Here is a 14,683-nt window from a genome sequence, read left to right as displayed (position 1 = left end):
TCTTCTTGGAAGCCCCGTTAATCGGGGCTTTTCCTTTTTAAGGACTGTAAAATATTTCTTGCAGGTTTTTAGTTATCGGCTACGTTTATAAAATGTAAAGAATGGTACCTATATGACTAGCCTAATGACCAAGCATATTGTGAGTGAGACAGGAGAGAGACTAAAACTTCTTGTCGATGGTTCTTCTGGTGTCCCGCTGTTTTATCCTAACTTATATAGTACTTCTCAAATCCGTGGAGCCGCTAAGTCTGTAGCGACCATTCAAAGGTATATTACTTCAATGAAAGTCCTTTATTCGTAGACTGCTGAGTATTCTGTCGATATTGAAGATCGATGGAAACGAGCTGAATGGCTGAAGGTATGGGAAATTGATTCTTTAAGAGATTATTGTTCTTTACCATTGCGGTCGCCCTCGGAACAGAATGAGAAAGTCGTAAATATAAAACAAAGCCGTCTAACGACTGCCACCAATGTGAATTCTCCAACCAAATATGTTCGCATGACCTTTATAGCTGATTATTTGAAATGGCTCGCTGAAATTATCACTACAAATCCCAGTAAGAATATGAAGATTGAAATAGATGCGATGTATAAAAATATCAAATCTCATCGCCTTAAAAAGAAAGGAAGGTCAGAAATTTCACGAGAAGATAAAGGGCTGGATTCTCACTTGCTGAAGGAGGTCATGGAAGTATCAAAGCCTGGACACGATAATAACCCCTATCAAGGCTATTCGTTACAAGTACGAAATGCCGCAATTATAGCTTTGCTACATTATTTAGGTATTCGGAGAGGTGAACTACTTAATCTGAGAATTGATGATATAGATTTTGTCGCAAATGAAATTCGAATTGTCAGACGTACTGATAGCTTTGTAGATCACCGCGTTTACCAGCCTTTAGTAAAAACAGAAGAGCGTATTTTACTGATAATCGACTGATTATCCGATATATTGAGTGAGTATGTTATGAAATATCGTTCAGCTTTTTCTCGTGCCCGTAAACACCCCTATTTGTTTGTGACCCATAAGCAAGGCACCTATCAAGGTGAGCCTCTATCCAATAGTGGTTTCGGAAAAGTGATGTCAGCTTTGCAGGGTGTCGCAGAAAAATTTTCTCCTGTTCACGCACACGCCTTTAGGCATAGTTGGAACTACAGTTTTTCAAAGGCTTTAGATAAAGTTGCAGGTAAGCATAGCCCGGAGAAAGAAGAACAAATGAGGTCTTACCTCATGGGCTGGAAAGAAACTTCAGGAACAGCTGCTACATATAACAGGCGGCATATAAAAGAAAAAGCCAAAGAAGCTGTTTTGGAGTTTCAACGCAATATTGGGTGTCAGGAGTAACTTCTGATGAATAATTATGAAAAAGTTGAAATTGGATATGAGAAAAGAATATTCATATCTCGGGATGGCAGGGAATTTGATATAAACGATAGTTCCTGGAAGTTAAATAAGAATGTCGTGGTTGCTGTTAAATGGATGTCAAAGTTAAAACCAATTGTAGAGTCTTCGCTAAAAACTGTGCTGGCGCGCTGTGCTGAAGAATACGCGGCGGAAACAGTTAGGGGACTTAACGATCAAACCAGACAATATTTTAATCTCATGGGAGATCGTGAGTTTCTGGTTCATTCGCTGATTTCGTACCGCTCGGCTCTGTCGCGTGATGAGGAACAAAACCTATCTAAAATAAGAATGTTCGTGCGAAATTGACAGGATGGGGATACCCCGGAATATCTAAAGAAGTTCTTGATTTTCTAGATGGTCTACGCTTAAGAGGACTGGAGAAAGGAAAAGCGATAAAGAGCTTAGATCCTGAGGAGGGACCGTTAACCGAAATTGAAATGAGCGCTCTTATTGATGCAATGATGCAAGCATATGTGTTTGGGAAGATAAACCTTTCGGATTATGCGCTATCGACAGTTCTTGTATATACAGGTAGAAGACCAATACAAATTACAAGCCTAAAGATCAAAGACATTTGTTCGCATAAGGTCGGTAAAATTCACGAATACTGGATAAATTTACCAAGAGCAAAGGTTTTTTAAATGTCGGACTGAATTTAATATCTACCCAATTACTAAAGATCTCTGGGATTTATTAACTCTACACTCACTAAAAATATCAGAAAAATGCTCAAAATTAATTGGTTATGAACTAACTCATCAAACAATACAAGAGCTGCCACTGTTTCCAGATTTTGAAGTAATAAAAGAGTACAAGGATGCTAAGTCATTGATGACAACATTGATTAGTGATGAGCTACATATTGAGCGAGATTTCTGTAATGAAATGGTGAGAAAGCTGGAAAATCTACTTGATGTTTACTCTGAGCGAACAGGAAAGAGGCTAAATCTATCTACTCGGAGATTTAGGTATACGCTAGGAAGTAATATTGCTCGTGAAGGTAACGGAATATGGATTTTGTGTTCATGACTTTTCGATGATTCCTTGCCAGAAGTATCGAGACTGTATCAATTGTACTGAGCAAGTATGTGTGAGAGGTGACAAGGAAAAACTAACCCGACTCAAAATCCAAAGGGATAAGACACAGGCGCAGTTAGAGAAAGCTACAGCAGGCATGGTAGAAGGTTTCTATGGCGCGGGACGATGGTTTGAGCACCAAAAGCAAACTTTAGAGCGAACAGTAGAGTTGATTCGACTTCTTGAGTCCGATGATATTGAGGACGGTGCGGTAATTCGTTCACGCAACAATCAAGAATTTAGCCCGCTAAAACGCGAAATGGCTGCAAAAATTGCGCAACCGAAAGTTGAGTTTGACAGATCGGATAAAGATGAAATGAGGGCTTTACTGGGAGGTGATTTTGGCTAAACACTTAACAGGCTTGGATCTAGAAAAGATTCTTGGGACTCTTGACGGTTGGCTCGGTAAACTGACATGGACAGTCTTTGTGACGTAGTCATGAAGCACATAGGCAATCGTCCAACGAGGCAGTCACTGAATGCCAATAAACAAATTAAACAGGCTTTTCTGGATAAAAAGGCCAGGCTAAAAGGTGATTTCTTGGAAACAAAGACGCCGCCGTCTTTAACGATAGCTGGCCAGCGTATTAAGCGCCTTGAGGAAGTGAATGCTCGACTAAAAGCCGAAAATGCCAGACTTCTTGAGCAATATGTTGTTTGGCAGTATAACGCATATCGGCATGGTTTATCTGAAGAAAAGCTGAATGCACCGTTACCCGTCATAGATAGAGAAAGATCCAACTAGATATTCACGGTATCATTTTCTGGTGTCGCATAGTTACCTGATATGTAGGTTTAGTTGCTCATATTGACACCGGATTGATTTACGCAAGTCCAACATTCATCAAAATTAGTGTTGCAAAAACGAGAGTGAATATAGACTTATAAACTATTTTTTATTTATTTTAAAGTTAAATGCTTCACTAAAAATAGTGAATATCAAATTAATATTTTTTAATAATAATTAACTGGTAATTATAAAGATGATATTAATAATAATTATTACTATTATTATCATAAAAATCTCCACTTCACGTGAAGTGGAGATTCTTTAATCTTTAACAAGGAAACAGTTATGCCAGTTTTTCCATCTCATTTTACGCCATCTGGTCCTATGTCACCTATAACAACTAGGCCTTGGTCACCGATGCCATCTGGACCTATGTCGCCAATACCATCTGAACATTCATATGGAGTCATTGGGGCCTACGATGTCATGTATAGTGCAAATGGTAGAGGAGCTCGAGGAACAAACTTCCACCGGTCCGACGAGGACATACAGCCATATAGTGATATTATAACAATAAAGGTAGCACCATCAGGAACGGAATATACAAATGCAGCAGGAGTCGTTAGTAAATCTACTTTTGGACATGCATGGGTTGAATTTAAGGGAGAATCTATCGGATGGGGTTTAGGTGATGAGAAAAAAGTCGGAGGAGTTGATAACCTAACATTTAGAGACTCTATGGCATACGATCCATCAAAGGTAGTCAGTGTCTCATATCCATTATATTCAGAGCCTGTTGTTGGTAATATCGAGAGATACGTTTCTGAACTGAAAAGTAATAATTTTGAAGGTTGGGCGAGAGGAACAAGTTTCAAAAAAGATTACCATCTCCTTACTAATAACTGTATAGATTTTGTAAACTCTCTTTTAGCAGTCACAGAAGTAGAGAACGAAGTACATCGGATCGATGCTATTCCGCCATTACAAGGGATAACACCAGATGGAGTAATACGTCTTCTAGATTTAGACCAAAATATGGTGAAAGAGATTATTGAACAACACATTTCGGAATTTGAAAACAAAGAAACACCACTTGTTATTGATCTCACTGGTGATGGTATTAGTACTATAGCAGAAAACGGTAGCATGTTTTTTGATCACGATAATAACGGTATTATTGAAAGCTCAGGATGGATAGAGTCAAACAGTGCATTTCTGGTGTGGGATAAAAACAAAGATGGGAAAATAAATAATGGAAATGAGCTGTTTGGGAATAACTTTATATTAAAAAATGGAATCCAAGCAGATAATGGGTTTACTGCATTAGCAGATCTTGATGATAACAGCGATGGTATTTTTGACCAAAATGATACCCTATGGAACTCATTAGAGTTATGGGTTGACTCTAATCATGATGCGATAACTGACAGCGGGGAATTACATAAACTAAGTGAATCAGGGATTTCCTCTATAAATCTTGCACATAAGGAAAATGGATTCAAAGATATTAACGGTAACGTTCATGAGCTGGAAAGTACCGTGAATTGGAACAATGGAAATGTCACTAAGATAGTGGATGTATATTTTGCCGTGAACAAAAATAATACAATTGAATCAGTTGCCTCTCACGTTGACATAGTAGGGGTAAATGAGACGTTTAGTGAAGCTATCTTATGATTGATTTCTTTTTAAAAAATAAAAAGAACTTCATTTTTTCCTTGTTATTTTTATCTTTAACGGCGCAGAGTTCGAACATGAACAAGCATAATGTCCCATCGGCTATATTTAATTACCCAGAGGATTTTTTATCAGCATTATCTATCCCAATGCCTAAAAATGAAAATGAATATTTTGAGTTGGTAAATAAAGCAAACGCTGGAGACCAAGAAGCAAATTGGATGCTCGCCGTAATACAACATACTGTAGGTAATTATCAGGAGGCCAGTGAAAGATATCATTTATCTATTTCTAGGAATGATAAATACAAGCCAGAATCCATGATTAATTTAGGGTTTATTTTTGAAAGAGAAAATAAATACGCTGAAGCTCGGTCTCTTTTTGAACTGGCTGGAGAAAGTGGCCATTTTGAAGGTTACCGTACGATTGGAACTAATTATTTAAATGGAATTGGCGTAAGCCAAGACTTTAATAAGGCGAAGGAATATTATAAGAAAGCAAGTCAACTTGGATGTAATGAATGCACGCAATTCATTAACAATTGGGATGAGATTGTTAAATTAAAAAAATCAGGAAAATAAATTTCCACATGAAATAAATGACGTAATTTCATTTCATGAAAATCATCTAAAAATACGGCGGCTAAAATTTTCTTCTTGAGAAAGGAAGGAAATGATGGCCGCCGTATAATGAATAACCTGTTGAGTTAATAGTTTATTATTGTTGTTTTTTGTTAATTAGAACTAATGGTTTTTTAAATAGGAAAAGAAGTATGGTGAGTCATTTCAAGCAGCAAGAAAGTGTTGCGTCAAAAAAATGGAAAAGACATCAGGTTGAATTAACTCATATTCATTTGAACGATATTCCTGCAAGCCTCAATTGATTGATAGTGAAGGTATTATTGTGAAAGTACACTTTCCGAAAGATGAAATCACGGATGTTATCCGTGCACGCAGCAAGGTATTTTGGACTATCGGTTTATTTACAGTCTTCATCAATCTTCTGATGCTGGTTCCCTCTATCTATATGCTGCAAGTCTATGATCGAGTATTGCCCTCCAGTAATGAAATGACTTTGCTAATGTTGACGCTGATTACCCTTGGCATGTTTGCCATCATGGGCGGGCTGGAATATATCCGAAGCATGGTAGTGATACGCATTGGTAATCAATTTGATATGTGCCTGAACCAACGGATTTATACTGCTTCGTATGAATCCAACTTAAAAAATGGTTCAACAGATGCAGGGCAGATGCTCAATGACTTGGCGACTATCCGCCAGTTCCTCACAGGGAATGCACTGTTTGCTTTTTTTGATGCCCCTTGGTTCCCTGTTTATCTGTGTGTCATTTTTCTATTCAATTCGTATTTAGGTTTGCTGGCGTTGGTGGGTGCTATCATTCTGATTTCTCTGGCGGTATTGAACCAGTGGTTATCCAAAGCTCCTTTAGCTGAAGCAAGTCAGTTGTCTTTACGCTCAACTAATTTGGCCAGTACCAATTTGAGTAATGCCGAAGTGATCGAAGCACTTGGCATGTTACCTGCGTTGCGTCATCGTTGGTTTGGGTTACATGAGCGTTTTCTGAATTTTCAACGTATTGCCAGTGAACGGGTTGCATCCATTACAGCGTTGACTAAAACAGTGCGTATGGCTTTGCAATCGTTGATTTTGGGTTTGGGGGGCTGGCTGGCGATTGAAGGACATATCACGCCGGGCATGATGATTGCGGGCTCTATTTTAATGGGACGGCATTATCCCCGATTGAGCAGTTGATACAGGCGTGGAAGAGCTGGAATGCTGCCCGCTTGTCATGGCAGCGATTGGATACGTTATTGCAAGACCAACCTGAACGTAAAAGTGGCATGTCATTGCCTCCTCCTAAGGGCACATTGTTGTTAGAAAATGTATCTGCAATGCCCCCCGGAATAATACGCTTGGGACAAGATCAGGCGTCTAAAAATCCCCATTATGTTTTGCAAAATCTCAATTTCTCTCTGAACAGCGGTGAGGTTCTGGGAATAATTGGCCCCAGTGCATCTGGGAAATCTACATTGGCGCGTTTGTTGGTCGGAATTTGGCCTGCTCAAGAAGGCATAGTGCGTCTCGATGGGGCTGATATTTACCAGTGGAACAAAGATGAATTGGGAGCATCCATTGGTTACTTGCCGCAGGATATTGAGTTATTTGCTGGTACCATTGCTGAGAATATCGCCCGTTTTCATCATGCTGATCCTGAAAAAATCATTGAAGCGGCAAAAAAAGCGGGTGTCCACGAATTGGTGCTTAACCTCGAACAGGGTTATGACACGATAATTGGTGCCAGTGGTGTAGGGCTATCGGGTGGACAAAAACAACGAATTGGACTGGCTCGTGCTTTATATGGCAATCCGTCGCTTGTGGTGTTGGATGAACCTAACTCAAATCTGGATGATCTCGGCGAAAAAGCGTTAAACCGTGCGATTACTCAATTACGGGATCAGGGAAAAACAGTGGTGGTTATCACTCATCGTCCTTCACTCCTCTCACAAACGAGTAAAATTTTGTTGCTAGTACAGGGAAAAATGAAAATGTTTGGCGCTTCCCAGCAAGTTATGGCGGCATTATCTCAATCTAAGCCTTCAGCACAACAATCTTCATTACAACAACAGCCAAAAACGGTCGAACATGTTTCATAACAAGGTTCAACCCTATTGTCATTCTTGGGCTATTTCTATCTGGGAGTAAAGATGTCCTATCAGACCAACGTAAAAGAGGCCCAACACGAGGCGTCAGGATTATTGCCGCTGGATGCGAATCGTTACCTGCAAATAGGCTGGCTGATTATTGGCATTGGCATTCTAGGTTTTTTTATCTGGGCAGCATTTGTACCTCTTGATAAAGGGGTGGCGTCCTCTGGTATTGTCGTGGTGGATGGCAACCGTAAAACTGTGCAATCTCCGGTGAATGGCATTATCAGGCAGATTCAGGTGAAAGAAGGGGAACACGTCAGGGCGGGGCAGGTTTTAATTCAGCTCAGTCAGGTACAGGCCAATGCACAGATTGATTCTCTCAGACAACAGTTCTACACCACGCAGGCAACGGAAGCCCGATTATTGGCTGAACAGCAAGGTGAGGAATCGATTGTTTTCCCGGCCACTTTGCTGACTTCCCAATCAGAACCCCGTATTCACGATATCCTGGCGTTGCAGAAACAGCTTTTCTTGTCACGTAGAGAAATGCTGCGAAGTGATCTTGCGGGAATGCAGCAGGCTGAAGAGGGGATAAATTTTCAGATTAAAGGGCTACGGGAAGCGTTGATAAGCAAACAGCAACAACAGGCTTCAATCAAAGAGCAAGTGGCAAATTTACGACCTTTGACAGAAGAAGGGTACTTTCCCCGTAACCGTTATCTGGAATTACTGCGTAATCAAAGTGAATTAAGTGGCAGCATGGCCGAGATGGCAGGACGAATGGGGCAGATTGAAAAACAGCGACAAGAAACGCAGCAGCGGGTTATCCAACGTCAGGCGGATTACCAGCGTGAAGTACGTACCCAACTAGCAGATGTACAAGTACTGGTGAATGAATTGAAAAATAAGCTGGAAACGGCTCAGTTCGATCTGTCGCACACTTTCATTACCGCTCCGGTAGATGGCTCTGTGGTTGGGTTAGCCGTATTTACGCAAGGTGGCGTAGTTGCTTCCGGTGAAAAGCTGATGGAAATTCTGCCAACCCAAAGTGCGCTTGAAATAGAAGCGCGTTTAATGGTGAATCTGATTGATAAAATCGCAGTCGGGCAGGATGTTGATTTGATGTTTACCGCTTTCAATCAAAGCCGAACACCGAAAGTTACGGGGAATGTGACGGTGGTTTCTGCTGACCGTTTGGTGGATAACATCACAAGAGAGCCTTATTACCAAATGCGAGTGAGAGTAACCCCAGAAGGCATGGAGAAACTGGTGGGATTGAATATTAAGCCCGGAATGCCCGTTGAAGTCTTCGTTAAAACAGGGGCACGTTCTCTATTGAGTTACCTGTTCAAGCCGTTGATGGATAGAGCATCCACGTCGCTGACTGAGGAGTAATAGGGATGTTGAAATATCTCAGAATTGCCAATAGACGTATTTTGTTATTTCCTCTTTGTTCAGCAATGTTATTAATAGGGATGTCAATTTTTTCTGGTTCTTCCTGTGCGCTTTCTTTGACAGAGGCTTATGCGCTGGCATTACAGAATGATCCAACATTTCAGATGGCCATCAAAGAGTGGGAAGCAGGACAAGAAGAGAATAATCTTGGGCTGGCAGAATTGCTGCCCAAGTTATCATTCAGTTACCAGAATGCGCCTAAAAACTGGCAGAAAATGGAATCTCATTCTGAAAATCGGTTGGGAAAACGCATCAAAGAAGAGCGTGAGCAGCAATATGGTAGCTACAATAGCGCGATTATTTTGACTCAACCGTTAATTGATTTCGAAGCATGGGCACGTTATCAAACACGTCAATCATATGCCCTAATGAGTGATGCCCGTTTTCGGGCAGCCAGCCAGCAATTGGCGGTCAGAGTCGTCAACAGTTATATCGCAGTGGCTTACGCACAAGACAGGCTGGCGCAAATTACTCAGCAACGTATCGCTTATGAGGAGCAACTGAAACACAATCAGAAATTATTTTCTTCTGGTGAGGGAACCCGTACTGATGTGGCGGAAACTCAGGCACGCTACAGTCAGGTTTTTGCAAATGAATTAACCGTGAAGAATGAGCTGGATGCGGCAATTCGTGACTTACAGCTATTAGTTGGCATACCATTGCCAACGGATTTACCGGTTAATCGCCTATCTGACGCCCCCAAATTCAAAATCATCAAGCTGGATTTAAAACATTATACTGACTGGGAGCAATTGGCGTTACGCCACAATCCATCAGTTGATGGCTGCCCGCCAAAAAGTTGAAGCGGCGCACCACGATACTGAGCGCAATCGTTCAGGATTCCTGCCTAAAATGGAACTATACGCCTCCCATAACGAAAATAAATCCAGCAGTGATAACAGCATTGATCAAAAATACCGAACGGATTCTGTTGGCTTACGTGTCTCCATGAACCTCTATAATGGTGGAGGCACCTCAGCTGCATTACGTCAATCGGTAGCAAATTATGGCAGAACCAAGTATGAGATGGATGCTCAGTCTGGCAATATTCTGAATTCCTTACGGAAAAATTATAATGCCTGTAGTAATAGCGAAAAACGGATACAAGCCTATGAAACCGGGGTAAAAGCAGCATTATTACAAGTCGTTGCTACACGAAAAAGCGTGCTGCTGGGGCAACGAGTGAATGTCGATATTCTCAACGCCGAACAGCTGCTCTATACTGCCCGCCAAGATCTATCTCAGGCCAAATATGACTATATCAAAGCTTGGATTGGATTATTGAGTGAATCAGGTCAACTGAATGACGAACACATTAAGTTAATCACCCATTATTTTGGCTGAGGCCACTTTTTGGGGGAATCAATATAATCACGGGTGGTTGCTGGGTAGTTGCGCTGGCCCTCTCTGTCGCATTAACAGGGAAATCACGAGTGTAAGTGTCTTGATTGATATTTATGTAGTTAGTCGATAGAAAAAGGGGGAATAATGACGTTGTTGCATACGATAGCTCTGAATATGGCAGCCACACGGTATTTCAGATTGAGTACCATTTCGTGTGGTAACGAAATACAGATACAAAGTACTGACAGGTGAAGTTAGTCTACGGGTGCGAGAGTTAGTTCGTCAGACATGTGAAGCGTTTGAGATCAGGATAGTAGAAGGAGTCGACCATGTACACATACTGGTGAATTGTCCTCCGACCTTAGCGCCCTCAGAAATTATGAGGCGAATAAAAGGAAGGGCAGTGAGCAAGTTGTTTGAAGAGTTTGCTCTCCTGAAAAAGCGTTACTAGGGTCAGTATTTTTGGGGAAGAGGCTATTTTTGTGCGACGGTAGGCCAGTTAACTGAAGAGATGATAACAGCCTATTTGGCGCATCATTTTGAACCTAACCCGAATGATCACTTCAGGCTGGATACTTGACACATCGTTCAGCCGATGCGTATCCGGACTTTCAGTCCGTTAATCACTAACCCACCGACTTCAGTCGGTGGTTGTTGAGTTACAAATCAGGTGCAGCTCAGGGGAACTTGCCTTTACCGCAAATTACTAAAACGATCAAATTAACTCAGCTCCCTGTGGTGCATCGTTAAGTTCATCGCATAATTCTTCATTAAACGAGCGTATCTCGTCACGATCGATGAGTGAAATCAATTGCTCAATAGTCTGACGTGGTACACGCGACAAAGGCACGATGTTTACACCCTCTCCTGATTCGCTACTTTTCATAAAAAGCCTTGAAATAATCGAGAATAGCTCCCTTTGCATAGGAGCGGCGGCAAGGTGGTAATGCTTCCAACATGTTGATTGTGGTTCACAAGCTATAGCCGTATTAGTTTACCAGTCAACGGATAGATACTTATTCCTTTAAATGGATATTGACATTTCGGCATCATCACCAAAAGGATTAAACTAATGAGGAAATGAGGAAATGAGGAAATGAGGAAATGAGGAAATGAGGAAATGAGGAAATGAGGAAATGAGGAAATGAGGAAATGAGGAAATGAGGAAATGAGGAAATGAGGAAATGAGGAAATGAGGAAATGAGGAAGAACATATTTTTGTTCAAAAATGCACCACCTCACTAAAAAAGTAAAGTTTTTAGTCAAAATCAAGTATATAACTTACAAAAAACATTACAAAAATAAGGTGTTTATTTTTAACTATATGAAAATAATGTGTATTTTAATGTATTTTAATGTATTTTAATGTATTTTAATGTATTTTAATGTATTTTAATGTATTTTTAGTATCAGGTAATTAGAACCATTTTGAGTGGATTGAAAAGCTGCTCGATATCTAGTGGGGCTTGCTCCCACTATTCCAATTTAGAGTAATTAAAACTTGATCTGACCATTACCTGCTTTATTTCGGTGGTTGTCAGATTATCTTCAAGTAAGAAATACACACTATCAAAATCTTGAGAGAAACTAGTGGTATAGACTGGTATGTGTTTTTTATACTACGTGTTTGGTATAATAATATTGATATGTAAAGTGAAGTCACATAAAATTATTGTCATCACTTTAATTTAGTATCATGAAGTATTTAGTGCTATTTAAAAAATAGAAAACTTTAATGACAACATTAATGAGTTATTTTTTGTATTTTATCCAATTAAATATAAAATTTGTCACTCTGAAAAATCGTTTTTTTGGTTTTTTTATGAATAAATGAAATTTATTTTTGATTGTTTTATAATTAATGAAATTATATTAAATAAAATTATAATTTCAGTGATAAATAAATAAAATATTCTCCACGGAGCATAACTAATTATGTGATTGAAGTGAGTGAGCATAGCCAACTAAGCGACAAATTGAAAGATGAAGGATATATTATCACTAACTCTATTTTTGATATTATAGGACAATTGAAAAGAAAGGAATAAAAAATGAATAAACAGGCTCAGCTGGTAATGTTTACAGGCGGACGAGACAGCACTTTAGTCGCAGTACATTTAATGCTACAAAATATACCCGTTCATTTATTCACTGCCAACAGTGGTTGTTCACTGCACAGAGGTATTCTTAAATATCGAGTACAAGAGTTAAAAGACAAATTTGGTGACCTCTTAATTAATCATCATGTTGAAGATATTAGTGGTTCATTCCGAACATTGGCAATTGAAAATTTAGAAGAAGATATATTAAATTATAAAAAGAACCTAGTTCTTCTAGGTGAAAAAATTGCAATTCATGCACACATTATTTGCTATTGTATGAAAACTGGAATAAAAATTATTAATGATGGAATAACTCATTATCAAAAAGAATTTCCTGAACAAAGATTAGTTGCGAAGGAGTATTTCGTCGATTTTATGAAAGAGTATAAAATTGAGTATAACAGCCCTATATATGAATTTGCTAAATCACAAGATGATGTAAAATATCGTTTGTTGCAAGCAGGTATATCTACTAAATCCTTAGAAGGAATTTCTATTTTTTCAGATAGCTTTAGTTATGCTTCCGACGAAATAATTCTCTCTTACTTAAAGAGAAAAGAAAACAAAAGTAGAGATATTATTGAATTTCTTACTGGTGGTATCGTTATCGATGTAGCTAAAGAGTGCCTTTAAAAGTAGGGTAGATTTGACAGGAGGTTTTGTGATTAAAAAATGCGCTGCGATTATTGTCAAGAATAAAAAATTACTTGTGGTTAGGAAACATAAAACCTCCGCATATATATCACCAGGTGGTAAAATTGAAGGTAATGAATCTCAAATTGAATGTTTGACTCGTGAGATACAAGAAGAAATCGGAGTCACATTTACCAATCCCATTCATTTTAGCGTCGATTATTCAAAGTCAATTTTTGAGGATGAGTTAATAGAAATTAACTCATGGTTAATTGAGATAAAAGGAAATCCTTCCCCATGTTCAGAAATAGTTGATTTAAAATGGATCACATCAAAAGAATCAGAACAAATACAAATAGGGAGTATTTTTAAGGATAACATCATCCCTAAACTCAAAAAAATCGGCTTAATAGAATAATGAAATGTTTAGATGATTCATCAATAAATTCAAAAATATTAGATTTTAACTTTGAAGAGCATAGTGATAACAATTACTATAAACAGGTAAGTATTATTAGGAATAAAATAAAAGAAAATATTAGAAGATATTTGTGTTTAGATCACGAAGAAATATTCTTGTTGAATAATAGTACTCATTGCTTACTAAATGTCATTTATGGATTAAACATGCATTCAACTTCTCTAATTGTTAGAGAGGGTAGTTATGAGCTCTATAATAATATAACAACAGATTCTTTTCCACGTTCTATACCACTGTTAACCCATATCGATCCTCAAACGGGAGTCGTTTGTTCATTAAAAGAATCTGATTTTGTTTTAGATGCAGCTCAGTCTGTAGGTACAATATGGCATCACAAAGTAGCCATTTCTTCAAAAATATTATTTTTTCCATTACATAAGCATCTTGCTATTCAGGCCGGATTAGGTGTTCTTTGTATTAAAAATAAAAATCACTATCCTGAAATATCAAAAATAGCAAGAATATCTGAATCAGGAACAGTGGATATTAGAGCATATAATAATGCGTTAAGTCGATGTGAAGATAATCCAAGTGTTTTTAATGTCGCTTACTTTAACCTAATGGATAACGAAATAAATGAATTGGAAAATTTAGGGTTTAAATGCATCACCTCTTTAAATTCAAAAACTCCATTTGTTGTTTTACAGTCTGGTTTTGATTTGGATAAAATACCTTGCAATAAAAACTCTATTATAACTATAAAAAAGATAGGGGAAATGATGTACAGATTTACTTGTTATAAAAATGGAACAATGAATTCAGAGCCAATTAATTGTAATTTACAATTAATTGAATATATAGAAGGATTATTATAAATAATATATATCTGTCATCTTCCAAGTAGCCTCTTTATTGGCTACGCTCATTCATCTCAGTCACATAATTAGCTATGTGACTGGGTGCATTCACTTGCCCTCGGTATTGGATAATGATATTAACTCGGCGGCTATTTATATCTGATATACTGTGTCAATGAAAACAGATGCACGCAAGCTCACGATTGAGCAACTAGAGCTGCTGAGGCAGCAAGCTATTCGATTTCGCCAAGAGAAAAAAACCTTTCGCGAAATCGGTCAATTATTGAAGATCCATCCGGATACGGCTGGACGC

The 14,683-nt window shown here is 38.6% G+C and carries 13 protein-coding genes and 3 pseudogenes; 15 read left to right on the top strand and 1 reads right to left on the bottom strand.

The features are described from left to right. The first annotated feature begins 499 nt into the window (after nt 1-499). From Xhom_RS15940 to tnpA, 12 genes and pseudogenes are all read left to right on the top strand, one after another. Nucleotides 500-940, top strand: coding sequence for a site-specific integrase (locus Xhom_RS15940; protein ID WP_084023245.1), 441 nt, complete (start codon nt 500-502; stop codon nt 938-940). A gap of 27 nt (nt 941-967) precedes the next feature. Then, a complete protein-coding gene (locus Xhom_RS15935; protein WP_084023247.1) occupies nt 968-1,345 on the top strand; it encodes a hypothetical protein in 378 nt (125 codons plus the stop codon). A gap of 6 nt (nt 1,346-1,351) precedes the next feature. Further along, entirely contained in the window at nt 1,352-1,711 is a 360-nt protein-coding gene (locus tag Xhom_RS15930; RefSeq protein WP_069318066.1) for a hypothetical protein, read from the top strand. Further along, nucleotides 1,708-2,046, top strand: a complete 339-nt coding sequence (locus tag Xhom_RS15925) for a hypothetical protein (RefSeq protein ID WP_069318067.1) — start codon at nt 1,708-1,710, stop codon at nt 2,044-2,046. The genes Xhom_RS15930 and Xhom_RS15925 overlap by 4 nt, the downstream gene beginning before the upstream one ends. 449 nt (nt 2,047-2,495) lie before the next feature. Next, entirely contained in the window at nt 2,496-2,831 is a 336-nt protein-coding gene (locus tag Xhom_RS15920; RefSeq protein ID WP_145957468.1) for a hypothetical protein, read from the top strand. A gap of 90 nt (nt 2,832-2,921) precedes the next feature. Further along, nucleotides 2,922-3,227 carry a hypothetical protein gene (locus tag Xhom_RS15915; RefSeq protein ID WP_211287895.1) on the top strand — a complete coding sequence of 102 codons (306 nt, stop codon included), beginning with the start codon at nt 2,922-2,924 and terminating at the stop codon, nt 3,225-3,227. A 330-nt stretch (nt 3,228-3,557) separates the two neighbouring features. Further along, complete coding sequence (locus tag Xhom_RS15910; RefSeq protein WP_169928461.1) at nt 3,558-4,889, top strand: C97 family peptidase; 1,332 nt, start codon at nt 3,558-3,560, stop codon at nt 4,887-4,889. 77 nt (nt 4,890-4,966) lie between these two features. After that, nucleotides 4,967-5,470: a tetratricopeptide repeat protein gene (locus tag Xhom_RS15905; RefSeq protein ID WP_232326179.1), complete on the top strand. Its 504-nt coding sequence runs from the start codon at nt 4,967-4,969 to the stop codon at nt 5,468-5,470. Nucleotides 5,471-5,792: 322 nt separating this feature from the next. Further along, nucleotides 5,793-7,564 (top strand): annotated as a pseudogene (locus Xhom_RS15900) (type I secretion system permease/ATPase). A 51-nt stretch (nt 7,565-7,615) separates the two neighbouring features. Further along, nucleotides 7,616-8,953 carry an HlyD family type I secretion periplasmic adaptor subunit gene (locus Xhom_RS15895; RefSeq protein WP_069318070.1) on the top strand — a complete coding sequence of 446 codons (1,338 nt, stop codon included), beginning with the start codon at nt 7,616-7,618 and terminating at the stop codon, nt 8,951-8,953. 5 nt (nt 8,954-8,958) lie between these two features. Then, a pseudogene (locus Xhom_RS49020) lies at nt 8,959-10,357 on the top strand (TolC family outer membrane protein). A gap of 197 nt (nt 10,358-10,554) precedes the next feature. Continuing rightward, a pseudogene (gene tnpA / locus Xhom_RS15880) lies at nt 10,555-10,937 on the top strand (IS200/IS605 family transposase). Between the two features lie 135 nt (nt 10,938-11,072). On the opposite strand, the gene Xhom_RS33520 reads toward tnpA, so the two are convergent. Beyond that, entirely contained in the window at nt 11,073-11,243 is a 171-nt protein-coding gene (locus Xhom_RS33520) for a hypothetical protein (RefSeq protein WP_157104631.1), read from the bottom strand. A 1,165-nt stretch (nt 11,244-12,408) separates the two neighbouring features. Between Xhom_RS33520 and Xhom_RS15875 the strand changes: the two genes are divergently transcribed. Genes Xhom_RS15875 through Xhom_RS15865 form a run of 3 tightly spaced genes read left to right on the top strand, consistent with a single transcriptional unit; the run spans nt 12,409 to nt 14,388 of the window. Beyond that, entirely contained in the window at nt 12,409-13,092 is a 684-nt protein-coding gene (locus tag Xhom_RS15875; RefSeq protein WP_069318071.1) for a hypothetical protein, read from the top strand. A 28-nt stretch (nt 13,093-13,120) separates the two neighbouring features. Continuing rightward, nucleotides 13,121-13,510, top strand: coding sequence for an NUDIX hydrolase (locus Xhom_RS15870; protein ID WP_069318072.1), 390 nt, complete (start codon nt 13,121-13,123; stop codon nt 13,508-13,510). Next, on the top strand, nt 13,510-14,388 hold the full coding sequence (locus Xhom_RS15865; RefSeq protein ID WP_069318073.1) for a DUF6024 family protein: 879 nt from the start codon (nt 13,510-13,512) through the stop codon (nt 14,386-14,388). The genes Xhom_RS15870 and Xhom_RS15865 overlap by 1 nt, the downstream gene beginning before the upstream one ends. The last annotated feature ends 295 nt before the right edge of the window (nt 14,389-14,683 follow it).

The organism is Xenorhabdus hominickii (genome assembly GCF_002632725.1).
GTDB classification, from domain to species: Bacteria; Pseudomonadota; Gammaproteobacteria; order Enterobacterales; family Enterobacteriaceae; genus Xenorhabdus; species Xenorhabdus hominickii.
The sequence above is the reverse complement of the archived record's forward strand: the minus strand, read 5'-3'. Positions and strand labels throughout refer to the sequence as shown.